Raw genomic sequence first — 18,595 nt, forward strand, 5'->3', positions numbered from 1 at the left:
TCTTTTATTGTTTGAAGTATAAATATTAAAAAATATGCCACATTCCACCAGGTCCATTACCTCTACACTTTCTAACCCATACTCTTCTTAAAGGTCTAGCTTCTCTATGAGAATATCCATCATTTCTATATTTAGCGTACCATCCGTTTGCTTGACTTCCAAATCCTTGAGACAAATCTTCTTCTTCCGTAGTACTTGTATTTTCTACTTTTTTAGAAACACTTTTTTCAATTTTTACTTCTTTAGAGTTGTTTGTTTCAACTTCGTTTCCTTCTGTGGCATTTGCCAACATTGCAAAACTAAATAATGCAATACATGCTAATTTTTTCATTTGCATTAATTTTAAATGGGTTAATAATAATGCAAAAATAGTAGTCTACTATAACACTTACAATACCCAATAACCCTAATTAGAAATAGGGATAACCCTAATTAAGATAGGGTTATCCCTATTTTCGTTAACATTTATTTAACATTTTTAAAAATAACTTATAATATATCAGTGCTTTACTTAAAAATTGATTTTATCAGATAAAAAATATTTAAAAAGTAAAGGCTAGAAAATAATTATTTATTAAGAAAAAAATATACAATCATAAAAAAACCGTTAAGTAGAAAGAAATATACTAAGTTATATATTAGACTCACAATCTATATCTTAGTATATAAATCATTACTCCATATTTTCATGTTCTTCTAAATCCTTTGTTAAATCTAATTTTCTTAATGTCGGATTTATAATTCCTGTAGTTACAACAGTAATTAAAGTCATCGTTCCTCCGAAAACAACAGCAGTAACTGTTCCCATTAACTTTGCCGTTACGCCGCTTTCAAAAGCACCTAATTCGTTAGAAGAACCTACAAACATCGAATTTACCGAAGCTACTCTACCTCGCATATGATCGGGTGTTTTCAATTGTAAAATTGTTTGACGAATTACCATTGAAACTCCATCGGTAACACCACTAAAAAATAACGCTACAATTGATATCCAAAATACAGAAGATAACCCGAATACGATAATACAAACTCCAAAGCCAAAAATAGCCGCTAACAACTTCATTCCGGCATTTTTACTAATAGGTATGTAAGCAGTAACTAACATCGTTAAAAAAGCACCTATGGCGGGTGCAGCACGTAAGGCTCCGAATCCTTCAGGGCCTACTTTTAAAATATCTTGTGCATAAATAGGTAACAAAGCTACTGCACCACCAAAAAGTACCGAAATCATATCTAAAGTAATGGCTCCTAAAATAGCTTTTGTTTTAAAAACAAAACTGATTCCTTCTTTTAAACTCTTTAATACTGGCTCGCCAATTTTTGGATTTAAAATTGGTTTTTTCTTCACAAAAAACACCATCAAAAATGAAAATAATACCAAACCAAAAACAATACAAAGCGACCAATGAACTCCCATCCATGAAATGGTAAACCCGGCAAAAGCTGGCCCTAATACTGAAGCCATTTGCCAAGTAGAGCTACTCCAAGTTGCTGCATTAGGATATAGTTTTTTTGGAACTATCAACGCTATTAATGAAAAAATAGTTGGACCAAAAAACGAACGTAAAAGTCCTCCAAAAAATACCAATCCATAAATTGCATATAAAACAGTGTTTATTTCCCAGCCTTTTATAAAACTTGGTAAGGTTAAAAAAAACAAGCCTAAACTTATTAATGAAAAAGCGCCAATACAAAGTGCTAATAAATTTCTTTTTTCTTTTTGATCTACAATATGACCTGCAAAAAGTGCCATAGAAACTGCCGGAATTACTTCCATCAAGCCAATTATACCCAATGATAACGGGTTTTTTGTAATACTGTATACTTGCCATTCGATAATAATAAACTGCATAGACCATGCAAATACTAACGCAAAACGCACTAAAAGAAAAATATTAAACTCTTTAATTCTTAAGGAAGCGTATGGATCTTTCTTTTCCATGATGTTTTATTAATTCAGTTTTAAATCCATTAAAATGGCAAAAGTTTCATTTACATCTTGCTCTTTTACTACAATTGTCATTTCATGAGTAGTAGAAATTACTTCTTGTACAGCGATATTAGCCCAAGCAAATTGTTTTAAAATAAAATAATATATTCCAGATTGTTCCAAATTATCTTTTGGAAGCTTAATTGTTATAGAAGCTAAATCGTTTACGTTATTAATTAACGTTTCTTTCTTAAAAATTTCTTCAACAAAATGTTGTAAATTTTTACTCGTTACGATATTTGTTTCAAAAATTCCTTGAGAAACCGTTAAAAAATAATCATTACTATCGGCAGATTTACTTAAAATTTTAGCAATTTCTTTTAATAAAGATGGTGTATTTTTAAAAGTAAAATCACATAAATCCGAACGAACTATAACATCACCAAGATCAAGCGCTAATTTTTTGATGTTTTTACGTACTCTTAATTCATTTGCTGGCGATAACCTGTTTATAGCCATCATAACAGCGCCTACTTTTATATCTTTTTTTAGTAATTTAGAAACTTCTGGTAACACAACCCTTGCTAAAGAAGATACATTAATTAACTTTTCATTTAAAGCTTCCTCAATAAAAGGAGTTTTCCTTATCGTTATTTCTACAGCTTCTTGAATTGTTTTCATTTTTTGTTTAATTTTAAACAAATGTAAATAAAATATAACGAACAGTAAAATTTTTCTATTTTTAAAATTTTGTAAGATATCTTACAAAAACCTTTGCTAATCAGATTTTTAAATTAAATTTGTTCCTATTGCATTGTTTTTAACAAAACCTAACACAACACAATCTTAGAAGCGATTGATGGGTTGACTTCTTTTTATTAAGAAGGATTATTTGTATAAATGCAAACAACAACTAATCTAATCTATTTGTTAACTTTAAAAACTCATCTTTCGCTTCTTTTTTGTCGTATAGTACATTATAAACAGCATCGATAATAGGTGTTTTTGCACCATTTTTTTGATTAATTTCATAAGCACTTTTTGCTGCATAATATCCTTCAGCAACCATACTCATTTCCATTTGTGCAGATTTTACAGTATAGCCTTTACCAATCATGTTACCAAACATTCTATTTCTACTAAAAACAGAGTATCCTGTAACTAATAAATCACCTAAATAAGCCGAATTATTAATATTACGTTTCATTTTATGAACCTTTTTAATAAAGCGTTTCATTTCACGAATACCGTTACTCATTAATACTGCTTGGAAATTATCTCCATAGCCTAAACCATGAGCAATACCTGCGGCAATAGCATAAATATTTTTTAACATGGCAGCATATTCTGTACCAATAATATCATCAGATATTTTTGTTTTTATATAACGACCAGCAATATATTTGCTTAAATCTTTGGCTTTTTCAGCATCTTGACAAGCTAACGTTAAATAAGATAAACGTTCCATTGCTACTTCTTCTGCATGACATGGACCTGTAAGTACACCAATGTTTTCTATCGGAATATTAAATTTTTGATGAAAATGCTCGCCAACAATTAATCCTGTTTCTGGTACAATTCCTTTAATTGCTGAAAAAATTATTTTATCCTTTAATGAAGCCGTTAATTTTTCTAATTCGGTATTTATAAAAGCTGAGGGAATAGCAAAAATAAGCACATCATAATTATCAACAATATAATTCATATCATCAGACAAATCTAACTGCGCTGGTTGCAACTCTGCCGAACTTAAATAATTAGGATTGTGTTTGTTACGTTTTATATGTTCTATAGCATATACACTTCGCATATACCAACCAATGTTTTCTAGATTTTCAGATAACATTTTTACAATGGCAGTAGCCCAACTTCCTCCACCTAAAACCGCTATTTTGGTTTGCTTACTCATATCGTTGTTTGTTTAGTATGCTAAATTAATAAATCTATAGGCTTCTTCTAAAAGTTAAGGGTATTATATTTGAATTTTGAAAAACCAAACATCATGAACGTACAAATAATAAACAAATCGAAACATCAAACTCCTGCATATGAAACCGAAGGTTCTGCCGGAATGGATTTACGTGCTAATTTAAACGAACCTCTAGTTCTAAAACCTTTAGAAAGAGCAATTATAAAAACCGGTTTATTTATTGCTTTGCCTAATGGTTTTGAGGCACAAGTTCGTCCGCGAAGCGGATTGGCAGCTAAAAAAGGTATTACTGTATTAAATGCTCCTGGAACCGTTGATGCTGATTATCGTGGTGAAATTGGGGTTATTTTAGTAAACCTATCTAACGAAGAATTTATTGTAAATGATGGTGAGCGTATTGCGCAATTAGTAATTGCAAAACACGAACGTGTAAACTGGCAAGAAGTTACTGTTTTAAATGAAACTGAACGTGGTGCTGGTGGTTTTGGTAGTACTGGAGTTTAAGTTATTTTTTTATAAAGTTGACTCATTTTACGAATCTCATCGTACAATAATTCAAAGTCTAAAAAACAATGTGAATGATATTGGTATTCGAGTTTTTTATAAAATTCGAAAGCTTGTGGTTGCGCATCCATAGCATCTAACCAAATAAGATCATATTGTTTTTTAATGGCTTGAGTTTCTAACCAATTCAATAATTTTTTACCAATTCCGTTTCCTTGTGTTTTTTGATGTAAGTAAATTCGGTGTAATTTTACGTGTTTTTCATCAACAAAACCATCGAGTTGCTCATCCCAAACAATTCTCAAATTACCTATTATTTCGTTATTAAATAGTACAAAGTAATTTTCAGATTTTTTTTCTAAAAGTTCATTACTGAATTTTTCTTTTGAGTATTGTGTATTTATGTACCAAGCTCCGCCATCTTTCCAAAAATGACTGTAAGCTGGTGGATAAATTTCTTTCATTAATGTGAAAAAAGTTTCTGAATCAGTATTCAAAATTTCTTTTAGCTGTATGTTTTCTGTGATGTTTATCAATCTTATTTTTTATAAATTTCTTTTCCGTTAAAAATAGTCAAAATAACTTTAGTCTGATTAATTTGAGTTGCAGGGATTGTAAAAATATCATTATCTAAAACAACAAAATCTGCTAGTTTACCTACTTCTAAAGAACCTACTTTATCTTCTTGTCTCATTAAATAGGCACCGTTTAAAGTATATGCTTTAATTGCTTCTTCTAATGAAATATTTTGTGGGGAACGTGTTACAGCATTTTGAATTCCTACAAACGGATTTAATGAACTTACATTCCAATCGCTACTTAATGTAATTCTTACTCCTGCCTCTTTTAATGATTTAATAGGAACTTGATTATCTGCCAAATCACTTCCTAGTAAATGATCATTATCGTGCCAATATTTAGGTTGTGTAAATTCACCACCAACTTGTGCATCTGCTGTTACGTTTAATGCTTTAAAACGATTAATATCGGCAGATGTAACCATTTCTACATGAGTTAAACGGTGTCTTCCTTTCGGGGTTCCACTTTGTTGAATAGCATTTAAAGCTTCTGTTACACCACGATTTCCAATTGCATGAATATGAAAATCGAATCCTGTAACTTCTAATTCAGCAATGTATTTAGCAATTCTACTTTCTGTAAAATAATTCAGTCCGTTATTTGTTGATTGCTGAAAATAATCTTCTTTGTAATTAGAATGCAATGCAGCAGTTGTGTTATGCGTTATACCATCTGCATATAATTTTATTTGATTTATTTTTAAGAAACTGTCATCATCATTAGAAAATAACGCTTTTAATGATGCTATTTGACTTGCATCAGCTTCTGTTGGATATGCCCATAAACCCAAATTAAAACGAGCAGTTAATTTATCATCGTCTGCTAAATTTTTCCATGTTTTATGTTGGTCTCTCTTCCAATAAGTTCTAGCATCAGAAACTGATGTAATTCCGTGTTTTGCAAGTTCTGGTAATACATACTCAACCATTCCGTTGTACTCTCCATCAGCATCGTTTAGAGCGGCTACAGCTTGTTGAAAAACAACATCGCCTGCATTATCAATTAAAATACCTTGTAAAATACCAGCTTCTTTTATGATGATTCCGCCTTGCGGATTTTCTGTTGTTGTGGTTATACCTGCCAATTCTAATCCTTTTGAATTTATCCACATAGAATGTGATGTTTTCTCCATAATAATTACAGGTCGATCAGAAACGGCTTCATTAATAATTTCTAACGGATTTCTTGTTGCTTCTAAAAGTGTATTTATTGAATGCCCGAAGCCAATAATCCATTCAACATTAGGGTTTCGGTTTGCTGCTGTTTTAATTGCTGAAATATAATTTTCGGCATTGGTTTCTTCTTCATTTAAAGTAAAAACGGTTGTTGTAGCTCCTACTTCCATCGGATGCATATGTACATCATGAAAGCCTGGTAAAATTACTTTACCTTTTAAATCAATTTTTATTACATCATCGTCTGCCGCTTTTTCTGCTGCTATATTAGAACCTACAAAAATTATTTTATTTTTATCTATTAACAATGCTTCTGCCCAAGTTTTTTCAGAATCAACTGTAAAAACTTTAGCGTTATAGTATAATTTTTGTGTACTTATTTTTATATTAGATGTATTTATTTCATGTTCGCTAGAACATGAATTTGTAGTAAAAACTACACTAAGTAACATAATTAATAGTTTCATTTTTTTCATTTTAATATCGATTTAAAAATCAATCTTTTAAAGGTACATAAATTTCTGTTTGGTATTCGTTTTGGTCATTTGTATGACTTTCATGTTTTGTATAAAACTCTAAAAAAGGCTTTTCTGATACTTCTTTCTCAGAAGTAAAAATCCAATTACTAAAAATTTTATCGTATGTTTTACTGATAGATTTATAATTACCAATATGAGTAAAAACAGCATATTTTTGTTCTGGAATTATTTTTACTTTAAACTTTTTATTTAGAATTTCACTTGCATTATTTACAACTAAACAAGCATCATAATTATATATTATACTTTCAGAAATTATAGGTTCATCCCAAATTATCCCGAAGGAAATAGCTTCATTAGTATTAATATTTACCGATGATGCTTCTAATAATAAATTACTCCAAACTTCATCAATTTTATGATGGCAATAATCTCCTTTATATGTTTTATACAATACTTTTTTAGATTCTAATACAGTAATTTTATCTTCAAAAAAAGGCATAATTGTATGTTTTTTATTATTCTTTTTTTGTAATATTTGTTCTTTTTTATTTCGGTAAATGGCAGGGGAAATACCAAAGTGTTTTATAAATGATTTAGTGTATGATTGTACATCTGAATAGCCAATATTATCAGCAATATTTTTTATTTCATCATTTGTAAATAATAACATTTTTGCGCTATTTTCTACTTTTACTCTTGTAACATAAGCTCCTATAGTTTCGTTATAATGTGCTTTAAAAATACGTTGTAAATTTCTGTATGAAAAGTTAGATAATTCTTCTAAATCTTCTATCAGAATTTTTTGATTGTATTTGGTTCTTAAATAGGATACTACTTGTTGTAAACGGTTTAAATAATATTCTTTAGTATCCATGCAACAAATATAAAGTGAATTTTTAGTCTAACTTTTGTCTTAAATTGACAACTTTTAAAGTACAAAAAAAAGCTGTTGATTTCTCAACAGCTTTTTAATAAATAAACCTTTTAATTTAAAACTTATTCTTGATTTTCAATAGCATCTTTTATTTTACCTTCAAGTTCGTCCATTAATTCAGGATTATCTTTAATTAGGCTTTTAACAGCATCTCTACCCTGACCTAATTTTGTATCTCCATAGCTAAACCATGAACCACTTTTCTTTATAATTCCGTATTCTACACCAATATCTAAAACCTCACCAACTTTAGAGATTCCTTTACCATACATAATATCAAATTCTGCAATTTGAAAAGGTGGAGCAACTTTATTCTTTACTACTTTTACTTTGGTACTGTTACCAATAACTCTATCGCCATCTTTAATTTGTGTTCTACGACGAATATCTAAACGAACAGATGCATAAAATTTTAATGCATTACCACCCGTTGTAGTTTCTGGGTTACCAAACATTACACCAATTTTTTCACGTAACTGGTTAATAAATATAACAGTACATTTTGTTTTACTAATAGTACCTGTTAATTTACGTAATGCTTGCGACATTAAACGGGCATGTAATCCCATTTTAGAGTCTCCCATTTCACCTTCAATCTCAGATTTTGGTGTTAATGCTGCAACCGAATCAATTACTACAATATCAATAGCTCCAGAACGAATTAAATTATCGGCAATTTCTAATGCTTGCTCACCATGATCTGGTTGAGAAATAATTAAATTATCTGTATCTATTCCTAAGCTTTCTGCATAAAAACGATCAAAAGCATGTTCTGCATCAATAAAAGCTGCAATACCACCTGCTTTTTGCGCTTCTGCAATTGCGTGTAATGTTAAGGTTGTTTTACCTGACGATTCTGGTCCGTATATTTCTATAACTCTTCCACGAGGATATCCACCTACACCTAAAGCTAAATCTAATCCTAAAGATCCTGATGAAATTGCCTCAATATCTTCAACTTGACTATCTCCTAATTTCATTACAGACCCTTTTCCGTAGGTTTTATCTAACTTATCAAGGGTAAGTTGCAATGCTTTTAATTTCGCTTCTTTTTCTTTATCTGCTGCCATAAATCGTTCTAATTATATTAAAAATAAGAGTGGCTAAGTTATGAAAAACTCCCTTTATTTTACCATCTTTTTTAGGCTACATTTTGTAATATTGTTTTTTATTAATTTTTACCGAAATGACTGCAACTATTCTTTTAAAAAATGCAAATTGTAACATTACTATAAGTAAAGGAGAAGTTATTAGTTTTATTGTTGATAACGAAGAAATTATGCATTGTAAAGATGCACCTGGTTGGAATGCTACGGATACAGAAATGTTTCCTATTATTGGCCCTACAAAAATTAATAATTATAGTATTGAAACACCAAATGGTATTGCCAAGCAAGATCAGCATGGTTTATTAAGAGAACTTGATTATCAACTTATTTCTAGAGATGCTACTACCGCTATTTTTGAAAAAAAATATGTAAAAAATACACTGATAAATAATACTAAATATCCAAATAAATCTACGCAAGAAAAGTTGTTTTGGCCTTATGATTTTACTTTTAGAAAAATAATTTCATTATCAAAAAATGCTTTAAAAATAAATTTTGAAAGTACTTCAGAAAAACGAATGCCATATATGTTAGGATATCATCCTGCATTTAAACTTTCGGGTTTTGGAACCGAAATTATAAAAACATCAGAAAAAGAAATTACTTTAAATGATATTTTAAATGTAGGATCAGCAGCTTATAAGGTTTTAAATACTGATGAAATTATTTTGATAAAAAATGAGTTACCTAACATAAAAATAGCTACCAAAAACTTTAATAATTTTATGTTGTGGACAGAAGTTAACAACATGATTTGTATAGAACCTATAACTCAATATCCGTTGTTAGAAACTCAAGAGTATTCAGAAAAAAATATGAGAATTAGTACTGGTAAAGAGTATTTTTCTGTAACTATTAGTACTTTATAAACATGGAAAATCACAGACATTTTATAATTCATAAGCCTTATGGTTTTTTATCTCAGTTTATTAACAATCAAACTAAGAGGAAGAAAAAATTATTAGGAGAGTTAAATTTTAATTTTCCTGAGGAAACAATGGCAATTGGTCGTTTAGATGTTGCCTCTGAAGGCTTATTATTTTTAACTACCAATGGTAAAGTAAGTGCACAAGTACGCAGTAAAAAAGTAGAAAAAGAATACTATGTTCAAGTAGATGGTCTTATTACGCAAGAAGCTATAAATAAATTAAAAGAGGGTGTAGAAATTGGCTTTGATGGTAAAAAATACATGACTTTACCTGGACAAGCTTTTTTAATAGATACTCCTAATTTTGATAATAGATCTCAAAAAATTCGTGATGAACGTCATGGACCAACGAGTTGGGTTGCTATTATTATTACTGAAGGTAAATTTAGGCAAGTGCGTAAAATGACAGCCGCCGTTGGTTTTCCTACACTTCGTTTAGTTAGAGTACGTATTGGAGAAATTTTATTAAATAATATGAAACCTGGTGATGTAAAAGAGGTTACTGAATTATTATAACTACCTTATTAATCTCTCACCATTTTAATATGTGGAATTCCGTCTTCTAAATACCCTTTACCTACTTGTTTAAATCCGTGAGATTCGTAAAATTTCTGTAAATAAGTTTGTGCCGAAATCGTAATTATTCTTTCTTCGTAGTTATTAACAATAGCTTGTATTGATGCTTTTATTAAATCATGTCCGTAACCAAATTTACGTTCTGCTTCTTTTACAATTACTCTACCAATACTAGGAGTATCAAAATATTGTTTACTATCAAACAAACGAGTGTACGCTATTATTTTATCATCTTTTAAACCTAAAACATGTAATGCTTTTTGGTCTTTAAAATCAATATCCTGATATACACAATCTTGTTCTACTACAAAAACTTCAGAACGTAATTGAAGTATTTCATACAGTTCTGAAGTTGTTAATTCTTGAAAATTTTTTACTTTAAAATCCATTAGCAGTTAGTAGCTATTTTATTAACTCTATCTGCGTGACGTCCTCCTTCAAATTCTGTACTTAAAAAGAGCTTTACAAAACCTAATGCTTGTTGTAATGATACAAAACGTGCCGGAATCGTTAAAATATTAGCATTATTATGCTGGCGAGTTAATGCTACTAACTCATTATTCCAACATAAAGCAGCACGAACACCTTGATGTTTATTAGCTGTCATTTGAGCACCATTACCACTTCCGCATAAAATAATACCCATTTCAGCTTGTTCTGTTTCTACGGCTTCTGCTGTTGGATGAATAGCATCTGGGTAATCCATACTACTAGTATCATTCGTTCCGAAATTAATTACTTTATGTCCTAACTCTTCTAAAAGAGTAATAATTTCGAATTTATACTCGGTACCTGCATGGTCATTTCCGATGGCAATTGTCATAATTTGTTGATTTTAATTTAGTTGTGTATTACAAAAATACAGATATTCAGGGTTATCAACAGTAATTAACAATGCTTTTTTAAGTATTCTTAATAAGTGCTTAAAAATTAAGTACTTGAATAATGTTAGCTAATTGTTAAGAAGTAATGGTATATTTTAAAAAGTTTATTTGATTTTTTATATTTTTTTTACAATACAAGAACTACTATTACATACACAACTTTTTTTATGAGTTTCTAGTAAACATTTATCAACATAAAATTAACCTGTTGTTTACAATGTAAATGTAATTAAGTATTCATAATTAATAGTGAATAGTTGTTTATAAGTTTTGTTAATAACTATGTTTTATAGTTGATTTTAAACATTTTATTTAACTAATAACATGTTTATTTTATTTAATAACTGATACTCACAAAAATTTAATCATTTATTTATGCCACATATTAACACACTATAATAACAATCATTTCTTTTTTTAAATTTTAAAAATTCTTTATATATAATATTATATATGTTAATAACATCAAATTTAAAAAAATTGAAGATTTAGTAAATGAGTAAGATTTTTTATACTGATAATTTTAAAGAATAAAATTGATAAAAAATACTAGATAAAACTAATGATGTTGATAAGTAAGAATAAAATAGGAAGAACAGCTTTTAAGTAGTTTTATTAGCTTTTTTAATAAGATAGATAGTATCTTTTGCTTTTACTAATTCTGTAGCTGGTTTTTTATTTAAAGTAGTATTTATACTTACTACAGTAACTATAATACCTGTAATAAATATGAAGATAAACAACGCTATTATTTTTCGTAAGTTTTTCATTAGTAACGACTTCTTGTTATAAAGACGTTAAATTTTAAGAAATGTTACAATTTTATTAAGATTTTTTTAACTTTTTATGAAATTACAAATTGTATTGCTTTCTTAATTATAGTTGCAGTTACTTTTCCTGTACCTATTAATTCTCCATCAGCCTGAATAAACGGAGGATTTTTAAGAGAAGCCGGAGTTATTAACAAAGTATTAGATAATTGTGTTTCTACCTTTTTGTGATTTACAATCAATCCGTTATATAATTTCTTAATATTGATAATTAAATCTAAAAGAGATAAATTTTTAGCAATAGTTATATCAAATAAACCATCTGTAGTATATTTATAATCAGTTAGTTGCATGCCACCTGCAGAGTATTTACAAATACCAAATAAAGTCATTAAACATTTTGTTTCAATTACTTTATTGTTAACTTCAATAGTAAAACTAGTTTTTTTGTAGAATAATAAACCGGCAATACCACTTATAAGATATGCTAGTGGGCCAAATTTTTTAAGTGTATTCAACTTATTAACAACGTAACCATCATATCCTATTCCTGCAACATTATTAAAAAAAGCAGTAGTATTTGCTAGTTCTAAATAACCAATATCTTGTAAAATAGTTTTTTGTTGGGTAATTAAATCTATTGCTAATTTTATGTTATTTGGTATGTTATAAGTCTTAATCCAATCGTTACCTGTACCTAAAGGAATGACTCCAACTGTGATATCAGAAGTTTTTACATATCTTTGCGTCATAATTCCGTTAACTACATGATGTAGTGTACCATCTCCACCAACGGAAATTATATTTCTATAACCTTGTTGAATAGCTTTGTGTACCAATTCAATTTCGTGTTTAGAATAGGCTGTAAAAGCATAAGAAAAATCGATATTTCTTTCGTTTAACAATTGCTCAATTTCTTTCCAATTTTTAGAAAGTTTTTTATTTCCAGAAGTAGGATTTGCAATAACAAACCAAGAATTTATCATAAATAATAAAATATAATTACGCCAAAATACAAAATAGATTGGTAACACTTATTTAATAAACAAAACCTAAATTTATTTGTACTTTGGTAACAATAAAACAAGAAGAAGATTAATGACTAGAAAGAAAAAAATATACAAGAAAAAAGGTAGAGTAATAAAAGACTTAACCAGAAATATATTTAAAATTTTAAACGAAGACAATTCAAAAACATATAACCATAAGCAGATATCTGCTAAAATGGGTATTTCTGATACTGATGGAAAAACACAAGTATTAAAAAAATTAGCAGAATTAACAGGAAATCAGAAAATTAAAGAAATAGATAGAGGAAAATATAAAATTAATGAAGATCGTAAATATCATGTTGGTACGTTAGATTTAACAGCTAATGGAAATGGATATTTTATGTCTGATGATTTTGAGAACGATATATTTATTCCATCTATAAATTTAGGAAAAGGATTACATCAAGATACTGTTAAGGCTTATGTTTATAAAAAACGTAGATCTAATAAATACGAAGCTGAAGTTGTAGAAATCATCGAACGTAAAAAAACTGAGTTTGTTGGAGTTTTACAGATGAATAAAAACTTCGGATTTGTAATACCAGACAGCCAAAAAATGTCGGCAGATTTATTTATTTCTCAGAATAAAATAAACGGTGCAAAAGATGGTGATAAAGTGGTGGTACAAATGACTGATTGGCCAGAAAATTCTAAAAATCCGTTTGGAAAAATCACACAAGTTTTAGGAAAACCTGGTGAACATGAAACAGAAATACACTCTATTTTATTAGAATATGGTTTACCTTATGAATTTGAAGAGGCCGTAGAAAAAGAAGCTGAAAATTTACCTATTGAAATTACGGAAGCTGAAATAGCAAAACGTCGTGATATGCGTAAAGATTTAACCTTTACAATAGATCCGAAAGATGCAAAAGATTTTGATGATGCATTATCGTTTACAAAATTAGAAAATGGTAATTATGAAATAGGAATTCATATTGCTGATGTTTCTCATTATTTACAACCAAAAACCATTTTAGATGATGAAGCATATGATCGTGCAACATCAGTTTATTTAGTAGACAGAGTGGTACCAATGTTACCAGAAATGTTAAGTAACGGAGTTTGTTCTTTACGACCAAATGAAGAAAAATTAACTTTTTCTGCTGTTTTTGAAATGAACGAAAAAACACAAATTGTAAATCAATGGTTTGGTAGAACAGTTACCTATTCAGATCAACGTTTTGCCTATGAAGAAGCACAATCAATTATAGAAAATTGTTCACTTTCTGATATTGTTGAGCCGTATACAATGCCGCTTGATATTTCAATTATTGATAAAGAATATGAAGTTGCTCCAGAAATTGTAGAAGCTACTTTAAAACTAGATGAATTAGCTAAAAAATTACGTAAAAAACGTATGAAAGCTGGTGCAATATCTTTTGATAGAGTAGAAGTTAAATTCGATTTAGATGAAAAGGCAAATCCTGTAGGAGTTTTCTTTAAAGAATCTAAAGATGCTAATAAACTTATTGAAGAGTTTATGTTACTAGCAAACAGAAAAGTAGCTGAATTTATCGGTTTTTCTAAAGGAAAAGAAACGAAAAATACATTTATTTACCGTACACATGATGAACCAAATATTGATAAATTAGCTTCATTACAAAACATTATTAATAAATTTGGTTATAAAATTGATACAGAAACTAAAGAAAAAACCTCACAATCTTTAAATAAATTACTAAGTGATGTTCAAGGAAAAGGGGAAGCTAATATGGTAGAAACTTTAGCAATCCGTTCTATGAGTAAAGCAGCTTATACAACTCAAAATATTGGGCATTATGGGTTAGCTTTCGATTATTACTCGCACTTTACTTCACCAATTCGTCGTTATCCAGATGTAATGACGCATCGTTTATTACAACATTATTTAGATGGTGGAAAATCTCCTAAAGCAGAAGATTACGAAGTAAAATGTAAACATTCTTCACAAATGGAAGAAATGGCTGCAAAAGCAGAACGATCTAGCATAAAATATATGCAGATTAAGTATATGAAAGACCATCAAGATGAAGAATTTGAAGGTGTAATTTCTGGTGTAACCGAATGGGGAATTTACGTAGAAATTTCTGCAAACAAATGTGAAGGAATGGTGAGAATCAGAGATATAAAGGATGATTATTATATTTTTGATGAAAAGCAATATGCTATTGTAGGTCAATCTTCAAAAAATATAATTCAATTAGGAGATAAAGTTGTTGTTAAAGTAAAAAACACCGATTTAGAACGTAAACATTTAGATTTTCATTTAATTTCGCATTAAAAATAATATGAAAACTTGGATTATTAGCGAAAACGAAATTGATAATTATTATTTAATAGCTAAAGAGAATTCTATTTGGTTAACTGAACAACCTAAATTAACGAATTTAAGAGAATTAATTGATCATAAGAAACTAACGAATGTTTCAGTACATAGATATTCTAACATCAAAGAAATTGTGTTTAATGATTCAGATTTGACATTAGAAGTTGAATTTATAGATGATGATACTGAAGATTTAGAATTAAAATTTAAAGCATCGCTAGTTTATGAAAATGTGAAATCTTTTTTAATTGAAAATTTAAAAGAAATTGTAGTTAAAAATTATTCACTTATCAAACAATTAAAACCAACATCTATTGCTATTTTGGTAATAAGTGCTTTAACCTTTTTTTTGTATAAAATTGCTATTAGTTTACAGAGTGGAGAAGAAATTAGAGCTACAGGAAGAAGAGGGTTTATTAAAAAAATATTTGTTGCTATAGCAGATTTTTTAGGGCCAATAGGTTCTTTAACAATAGGAGGAATATTATTATCTCTTTTATTTTTTGGTTTTATTAATACTGTACGTAAGCCAAAGCAGGGAAAAGTTATTAAAATAAAAAAGAATACAGAATTAATTTTTTAATTTGTCACAATAAATTTTAATATTTGTCTTTATAGTATTGGTATAATTATTGGTTATACTTTAGTAACTAACAAAATTTATAATGAAAAAATTAGCATTTTTATGTCTGTTATTGTTGCCTTTTTTAGGTTCAGCACAAACTACTATTACGAAAAATTTAGGAGATTTTTCTACCATAAAAGTATTTAATGGTATCGATTTAGAACTGGTTAAATCTGATAAAAATAAAATAATTGTTACAGGAGAAAAGGCAGAGAAAGTAACTATTAAAAATAAAAATAATACATTAAAAGTAGCTTTAAAGTTTCCTGAAACCACAGCAGATGGTAAAGTTAAAGTAACACTTTATTATGCATCGTTGTTAAAAATAATTGATGCAAATGAAGGTGCTACTATTACAGGTAAGGAAATCTCTCAAGCTCAAATTGAAATTAAAGCCCAAGAAGGCGCTTTTATTAATATGGTAGTTAATGTTAAGCATCTTAAGGTAAAAAGCGTCTCAGGAGCTGTTATTAAGCTTTCTGGAGCTACAAAAAATCAAACTGTTGAAGCAAACTTAGGCGGAATTTACCATGGGTATAAATTAATGGTAAGTGATTTAAACCATGTTCGTGCAGGTTCAGGATCGAAGGTAGAAGTACAAGCTGGTGAAACGTTAGATGCTAAGGTTTCTTTTGGTGGTTCTATTTTTTATAAAGGAACGCCTGAAGTATTTAAAGATAAAAAAGTAATTGGTGGAGTAATTGAACAGCGAAGTTAATTTAGTATCTTTGTAATGTAAAATTTAATTAAAATGATTTCACTTAGCATATTTTTAGGAATGATTGGACCATGGCAAATTGCCATTGTAGTAGCTTTAGTATTATTAATGTTTGGAGGAAAGAAAATTCCTGAATTAATGAAAGGTTTAGGTACAGGAATTAAAGAATTTAAAACTGCAACTAAAGAAGAAGAAAACGAAGAAAATAAGGAAGAGAGTAAATAACTATTTTCTAACAATATAAAAAAACCGAAACTTAATAGTTTCGGTTTTTTTTGTTTAAAATTTTATTGCTGTTCCAGAGGCTGTTACCATAAGCATTCCGCCATTTGGTCCAACAGTTTCATAATCTAAATCAACTCCAACAATAGCATCTGCGCCTAATTCTTGGGCACGTTCTTGCATTTCTTTTAATGAAGTATCTTTTGCTTCACGTAAAACTTTCTCGTAAGAACCAGAACGACCACCAACAATATCTCTAATTCCTGCAAAGAAATCTTTAATAATATTAGCTCCAATAATTGTTTCACCAGTAACAATACCTAAATATGCTTTTGCTGGTTTATTTTCAATAGTTGGTGTTGTAGTTATTATCATAATTATTCTTTTTTATTAGCTTTAATTTCTTTCATACTCTCTCCTATTTGATTGGTTGCTGCAAAACTAGCTACCATATCATTTAACATAGAACTTGCCGCATTTGGGTTATTTGGTAGTAAAATTAAGTTACTATTCGTATCTGCTCCAATAGATTGTAATGTATCGTAATGTTGTGTAATTACAATTAATGCAGATGCTTCTTGCGAGTTGATTCCAGCTCTATTTAAAACCTCTACTGATTCCTCTAAACCACGAGCAATTTCTCTACGCTGATCTGCAATACCTTTACCTTGTAAACGCTTACTTTCTGCCTCAGCTTTAGCTCTTTCAACAATTAAAATACGTTGTGCATCTCCTTCATATTGTGCAGCAGTTTTTTCTCTATCCGCAGCATTAATTCTATTCATTGCTTCCTTTACTTGTGCATCCGGATCAATATCTGTTACCAATGTTTTAATAATATCATAACCATACGTCATCATTGCTTCATTTAATTCAGATTTTACAGCAATTGCAATATCATCCTTTTTTAAGAAAACATCATCTAATATCATTTTAGGTACTTCTGCACGAACAACATCAAATACATAAGATGTAATCTGGTCATGCGGATAATCTAACTTATAAAATGCATCTTCTACTTTGTCTCTAATTACTTTATATTGAACTGAAACTTTCAATTTAACAAATACATTATCTAATGTTTTAGTTTCAATAATTACATCTAATTGTTGAATTTTTAAACTTAGTTTTCCAGCAATCTTGTCTACTAAAGGAATTTTAAAATGTAATCCCGATTGACGAATACTATGAAGCTTACCAAAACGCTCGATAATAGCAGCTGTTTGTTGCTTCACTGTAAAGAAAGAAGCTAATAAAATAATCAATCCAAAAAACAGAATTGGATAATAATAAATAGGCATAGTTTTATTTTTTTTAATTAGTATATGTAAAGATACATATTTAAGTTTCTATTTATTTGACGGTAATTTTATTAAATGTTACAACTTTTTGCTTTTAAAGTTATATTTGCTAAAAATCAATTATATGGAACTTATTCAAAAATACGCAACAGAAATTTTAATTCTACTTTTTTTAATTGTTACTTTTTTACAATCGGGTATCGATAAAGTTACAGATTGGAATGGTAATGCATCTTTTATAAAAGAGCATTTTAAAAATTCACCATTTAAAAATTCAGTACCACTTTTATTGGTTATTATTTTAGTGATGGAATTACTTGCTGGTGCTTTTATGCTTATTGGTGTTTTTAATTTGATAACTATAGGAAGTGGAGAATTAGCTTTATTAGGTATTCAAATTTCTGCGTTGTCTTTAATTTTTCTTTTGATAGGACAACGATTAGCAAAAGATTATGCTGGTGCAATGACGTTGGCAATTTATTTTTTAATTACCATTGCGGGTATGTATTTATTAAATAGTTAATATTTATAGTATTTATTAATTAAATAAAAATTACTTATTTAAAAC

At 28.8% G+C, this 18,595-nt stretch carries 22 protein-coding genes; 8 read left to right on the forward strand and 14 right to left on the reverse strand.

Features of this window, described 5'->3' with window-relative positions:
* Positions 1-25: 25 nt before the first annotated feature.
* From N2251_RS13835 to N2251_RS13850, 4 genes are all read right to left on the reverse strand, one after another.
* Positions 26-331 carry a hypothetical protein gene (locus N2251_RS13835; protein WP_260587328.1) on the reverse strand — a complete coding sequence of 102 codons (306 nt, stop codon included), beginning with the start codon at positions 329-331 and terminating at the stop codon, positions 26-28.
* A gap of 342 nt (positions 332-673) precedes the next feature.
* Positions 674-1,942 (reverse strand): MFS transporter, encoded by a 1,269-nt coding sequence (locus tag N2251_RS13840; protein WP_260587329.1) that lies wholly within the window; start codon positions 1,940-1,942, stop codon positions 674-676.
* 9 nt (positions 1,943-1,951) lie between these two features.
* Positions 1,952-2,611, reverse strand: coding sequence for a hypothetical protein (locus N2251_RS13845; protein WP_260587330.1), 660 nt, complete (start codon positions 2,609-2,611; stop codon positions 1,952-1,954).
* A gap of 232 nt (positions 2,612-2,843) precedes the next feature.
* A complete protein-coding gene (locus tag N2251_RS13850) occupies positions 2,844-3,839 on the reverse strand; it encodes an NAD(P)H-dependent glycerol-3-phosphate dehydrogenase (protein ID WP_260587331.1) in 996 nt (331 codons plus the stop codon).
* Between the two features lie 93 nt (positions 3,840-3,932).
* Between N2251_RS13850 and dut the strand changes: the two genes are divergently transcribed.
* Positions 3,933-4,364: a dUTP diphosphatase gene (gene dut, locus N2251_RS13855; protein WP_260587332.1), complete on the forward strand. Its 432-nt coding sequence runs from the start codon at positions 3,933-3,935 to the stop codon at positions 4,362-4,364.
* On the opposite strand, the gene N2251_RS13860 is transcribed toward dut, so the two are convergent.
* The 4 genes from N2251_RS13860 to recA form a co-directional block, all read right to left on the reverse strand.
* Entirely contained in the window at positions 4,361-4,900 is a 540-nt protein-coding gene (locus N2251_RS13860; protein WP_260587333.1) for a GNAT family N-acetyltransferase, read from the reverse strand. The two genes, dut and N2251_RS13860, sit on opposite strands and share 4 nt — an antisense overlap.
* 2 nt (positions 4,901-4,902) lie before the next feature.
* A complete protein-coding gene (locus N2251_RS13865; RefSeq protein WP_260587334.1) occupies positions 4,903-6,585 on the reverse strand; it encodes an amidohydrolase in 1,683 nt (560 codons plus the stop codon).
* 28 nt (positions 6,586-6,613) lie between these two features.
* Positions 6,614-7,474 carry an AraC family transcriptional regulator gene (locus N2251_RS13870; protein ID WP_260587335.1) on the reverse strand — a complete coding sequence of 287 codons (861 nt, stop codon included), beginning with the start codon at positions 7,472-7,474 and terminating at the stop codon, positions 6,614-6,616.
* Positions 7,475-7,596: 122 nt separating this feature from the next.
* Positions 7,597-8,604 carry a recombinase RecA gene (gene recA, locus N2251_RS13875; protein WP_260587336.1) on the reverse strand — a complete coding sequence of 336 codons (1,008 nt, stop codon included), beginning with the start codon at positions 8,602-8,604 and terminating at the stop codon, positions 7,597-7,599.
* Between the two features lie 116 nt (positions 8,605-8,720).
* On the opposite strand from recA, the gene N2251_RS13880 reads away from it, so the two are divergent.
* Positions 8,721-9,512 carry an aldose 1-epimerase gene (locus N2251_RS13880; protein ID WP_260587337.1) on the forward strand — a complete coding sequence of 264 codons (792 nt, stop codon included), beginning with the start codon at positions 8,721-8,723 and terminating at the stop codon, positions 9,510-9,512.
* A gap of 2 nt (positions 9,513-9,514) precedes the next feature.
* A complete protein-coding gene (locus tag N2251_RS13885) occupies positions 9,515-10,087 on the forward strand; it encodes a pseudouridine synthase (protein ID WP_260587338.1) in 573 nt (190 codons plus the stop codon).
* An 8-nt stretch (positions 10,088-10,095) separates the two neighbouring features.
* On the opposite strand, the gene N2251_RS13890 is transcribed toward N2251_RS13885, so the two are convergent.
* From N2251_RS13890 to N2251_RS13905, 4 genes are all read right to left on the reverse strand, one after another.
* Positions 10,096-10,536, reverse strand: coding sequence for a GNAT family N-acetyltransferase (locus tag N2251_RS13890; RefSeq protein ID WP_260587339.1), 441 nt, complete (start codon positions 10,534-10,536; stop codon positions 10,096-10,098).
* A complete protein-coding gene (rpiB, locus tag N2251_RS13895) occupies positions 10,536-10,970 on the reverse strand; it encodes a ribose 5-phosphate isomerase B (protein ID WP_260587340.1) in 435 nt (144 codons plus the stop codon). The genes N2251_RS13890 and rpiB overlap by 1 nt, the downstream gene beginning before the upstream one ends.
* 663 nt (positions 10,971-11,633) lie before the next feature.
* On the reverse strand, positions 11,634-11,801 hold the full coding sequence (locus tag N2251_RS13900) for a hypothetical protein (protein WP_260587341.1): 168 nt from the start codon (positions 11,799-11,801) through the stop codon (positions 11,634-11,636).
* Positions 11,802-11,875: 74 nt separating this feature from the next.
* Positions 11,876-12,787 (reverse strand): diacylglycerol/lipid kinase family protein, encoded by a 912-nt coding sequence (locus N2251_RS13905; RefSeq protein ID WP_260587342.1) that lies wholly within the window; start codon positions 12,785-12,787, stop codon positions 11,876-11,878.
* A gap of 112 nt (positions 12,788-12,899) precedes the next feature.
* Between N2251_RS13905 and rnr the strand changes: the two genes are divergently transcribed.
* The 4 genes from rnr to N2251_RS13925 all read left to right on the forward strand — a co-directional run bounded on the left by rnr (position 12,900) and on the right by N2251_RS13925 (position 16,729).
* Positions 12,900-15,116 carry a ribonuclease R gene (rnr, locus tag N2251_RS13910; RefSeq protein ID WP_260587343.1) on the forward strand — a complete coding sequence of 739 codons (2,217 nt, stop codon included), beginning with the start codon at positions 12,900-12,902 and terminating at the stop codon, positions 15,114-15,116.
* 7 nt (positions 15,117-15,123) lie between these two features.
* On the forward strand, positions 15,124-15,744 hold the full coding sequence (locus N2251_RS13915) for a hypothetical protein (RefSeq protein ID WP_260587344.1): 621 nt from the start codon (positions 15,124-15,126) through the stop codon (positions 15,742-15,744).
* Positions 15,745-15,826: 82 nt separating this feature from the next.
* On the forward strand, positions 15,827-16,504 hold the full coding sequence (locus tag N2251_RS13920) for a head GIN domain-containing protein (protein ID WP_260587345.1): 678 nt from the start codon (positions 15,827-15,829) through the stop codon (positions 16,502-16,504).
* 33 nt (positions 16,505-16,537) lie between these two features.
* Complete coding sequence (locus tag N2251_RS13925; RefSeq protein ID WP_260587346.1) at positions 16,538-16,729, forward strand: Sec-independent protein translocase subunit TatA/TatB; 192 nt, start codon at positions 16,538-16,540, stop codon at positions 16,727-16,729.
* Positions 16,730-16,783: 54 nt separating this feature from the next.
* Here the strand turns inward: N2251_RS13925 and N2251_RS13930 are convergent, their stop codons facing one another.
* Positions 16,784-17,101, reverse strand: a complete 318-nt coding sequence (locus tag N2251_RS13930; protein WP_260587347.1) for a heavy metal-binding domain-containing protein — start codon at positions 17,099-17,101, stop codon at positions 16,784-16,786.
* Positions 17,102-17,103: 2 nt separating this feature from the next.
* Positions 17,104-18,027, reverse strand: coding sequence for an SPFH domain-containing protein (locus N2251_RS13935; RefSeq protein WP_260587348.1), 924 nt, complete (start codon positions 18,025-18,027; stop codon positions 17,104-17,106).
* 124 nt (positions 18,028-18,151) lie between these two features.
* On the opposite strand from N2251_RS13935, the gene N2251_RS13940 reads away from it, so the two are divergent.
* A complete protein-coding gene (locus tag N2251_RS13940; RefSeq protein ID WP_260587349.1) occupies positions 18,152-18,550 on the forward strand; it encodes a DoxX family membrane protein in 399 nt (132 codons plus the stop codon).
* Positions 18,551-18,595: the final 45 nt, after the last annotated feature.

It is taken from the genome of Tenacibaculum haliotis, from assembly GCF_025215075.1.
GTDB classification, from domain to species: domain Bacteria; phylum Bacteroidota; class Bacteroidia; order Flavobacteriales; family Flavobacteriaceae; genus Polaribacter; species Polaribacter haliotis_B.

Excerpts from the sequence above, each read along its gene's own strand:
- N2251_RS13835 (WP_260587328.1), bottom strand. The coding sequence starts at position 331 with ATGAAAAAATTAGCATGTATTGCATTATTTAGTTTTGCAATGTTGGCA.
- N2251_RS13840 (WP_260587329.1), bottom strand. The coding sequence starts at position 1,942 with ATGGAAAAGAAAGATCCATACGCTTCCTTAAGAATTAAAGAGTTTAAT.
- N2251_RS13845 (WP_260587330.1), bottom strand. The coding sequence starts at position 2,611 with ATGAAAACAATTCAAGAAGCTGTAGAAATAACGATAAGGAAAACTCCT.
- N2251_RS13850 (WP_260587331.1), bottom strand. The coding sequence starts at position 3,839 with ATGAGTAAGCAAACCAAAATAGCGGTTTTAGGTGGAGGAAGTTGGGCT.
- dut (WP_260587332.1), top strand. The coding sequence starts at position 3,933 with ATGAACGTACAAATAATAAACAAATCGAAACATCAAACTCCTGCATAT.
- N2251_RS13865 (WP_260587334.1), bottom strand. The coding sequence starts at position 6,585 with ATGAAACTATTAATTATGTTACTTAGTGTAGTTTTTACTACAAATTCA.
- N2251_RS13870 (WP_260587335.1), bottom strand. The coding sequence starts at position 7,474 with ATGGATACTAAAGAATATTATTTAAACCGTTTACAACAAGTAGTATCC.
- recA (WP_260587336.1), bottom strand. The coding sequence starts at position 8,604 with ATGGCAGCAGATAAAGAAAAAGAAGCGAAATTAAAAGCATTGCAACTT.
- N2251_RS13880 (WP_260587337.1), top strand. The coding sequence starts at position 8,721 with ATGACTGCAACTATTCTTTTAAAAAATGCAAATTGTAACATTACTATA.
- N2251_RS13885 (WP_260587338.1), top strand. The coding sequence starts at position 9,515 with ATGGAAAATCACAGACATTTTATAATTCATAAGCCTTATGGTTTTTTA.
- N2251_RS13890 (WP_260587339.1), bottom strand. The coding sequence starts at position 10,536 with ATGGATTTTAAAGTAAAAAATTTTCAAGAATTAACAACTTCAGAACTG.
- rpiB (WP_260587340.1), bottom strand. The coding sequence starts at position 10,970 with ATGACAATTGCCATCGGAAATGACCATGCAGGTACCGAGTATAAATTC.
- N2251_RS13900 (WP_260587341.1), bottom strand. The coding sequence starts at position 11,801 with ATGAAAAACTTACGAAAAATAATAGCGTTGTTTATCTTCATATTTATT.
- N2251_RS13905 (WP_260587342.1), bottom strand. The coding sequence starts at position 12,787 with ATGATAAATTCTTGGTTTGTTATTGCAAATCCTACTTCTGGAAATAAA.
- rnr (WP_260587343.1), top strand. The coding sequence starts at position 12,900 with ATGACTAGAAAGAAAAAAATATACAAGAAAAAAGGTAGAGTAATAAAA.
- N2251_RS13915 (WP_260587344.1), top strand. The coding sequence starts at position 15,124 with ATGAAAACTTGGATTATTAGCGAAAACGAAATTGATAATTATTATTTA.
- N2251_RS13920 (WP_260587345.1), top strand. The coding sequence starts at position 15,827 with ATGAAAAAATTAGCATTTTTATGTCTGTTATTGTTGCCTTTTTTAGGT.
- N2251_RS13925 (WP_260587346.1), top strand. The coding sequence starts at position 16,538 with ATGATTTCACTTAGCATATTTTTAGGAATGATTGGACCATGGCAAATT.
- N2251_RS13930 (WP_260587347.1), bottom strand. The coding sequence starts at position 17,101 with ATGATAATAACTACAACACCAACTATTGAAAATAAACCAGCAAAAGCA.
- N2251_RS13935 (WP_260587348.1), bottom strand. The coding sequence starts at position 18,027 with ATGCCTATTTATTATTATCCAATTCTGTTTTTTGGATTGATTATTTTA.
- N2251_RS13940 (WP_260587349.1), top strand. The coding sequence starts at position 18,152 with ATGGAACTTATTCAAAAATACGCAACAGAAATTTTAATTCTACTTTTT.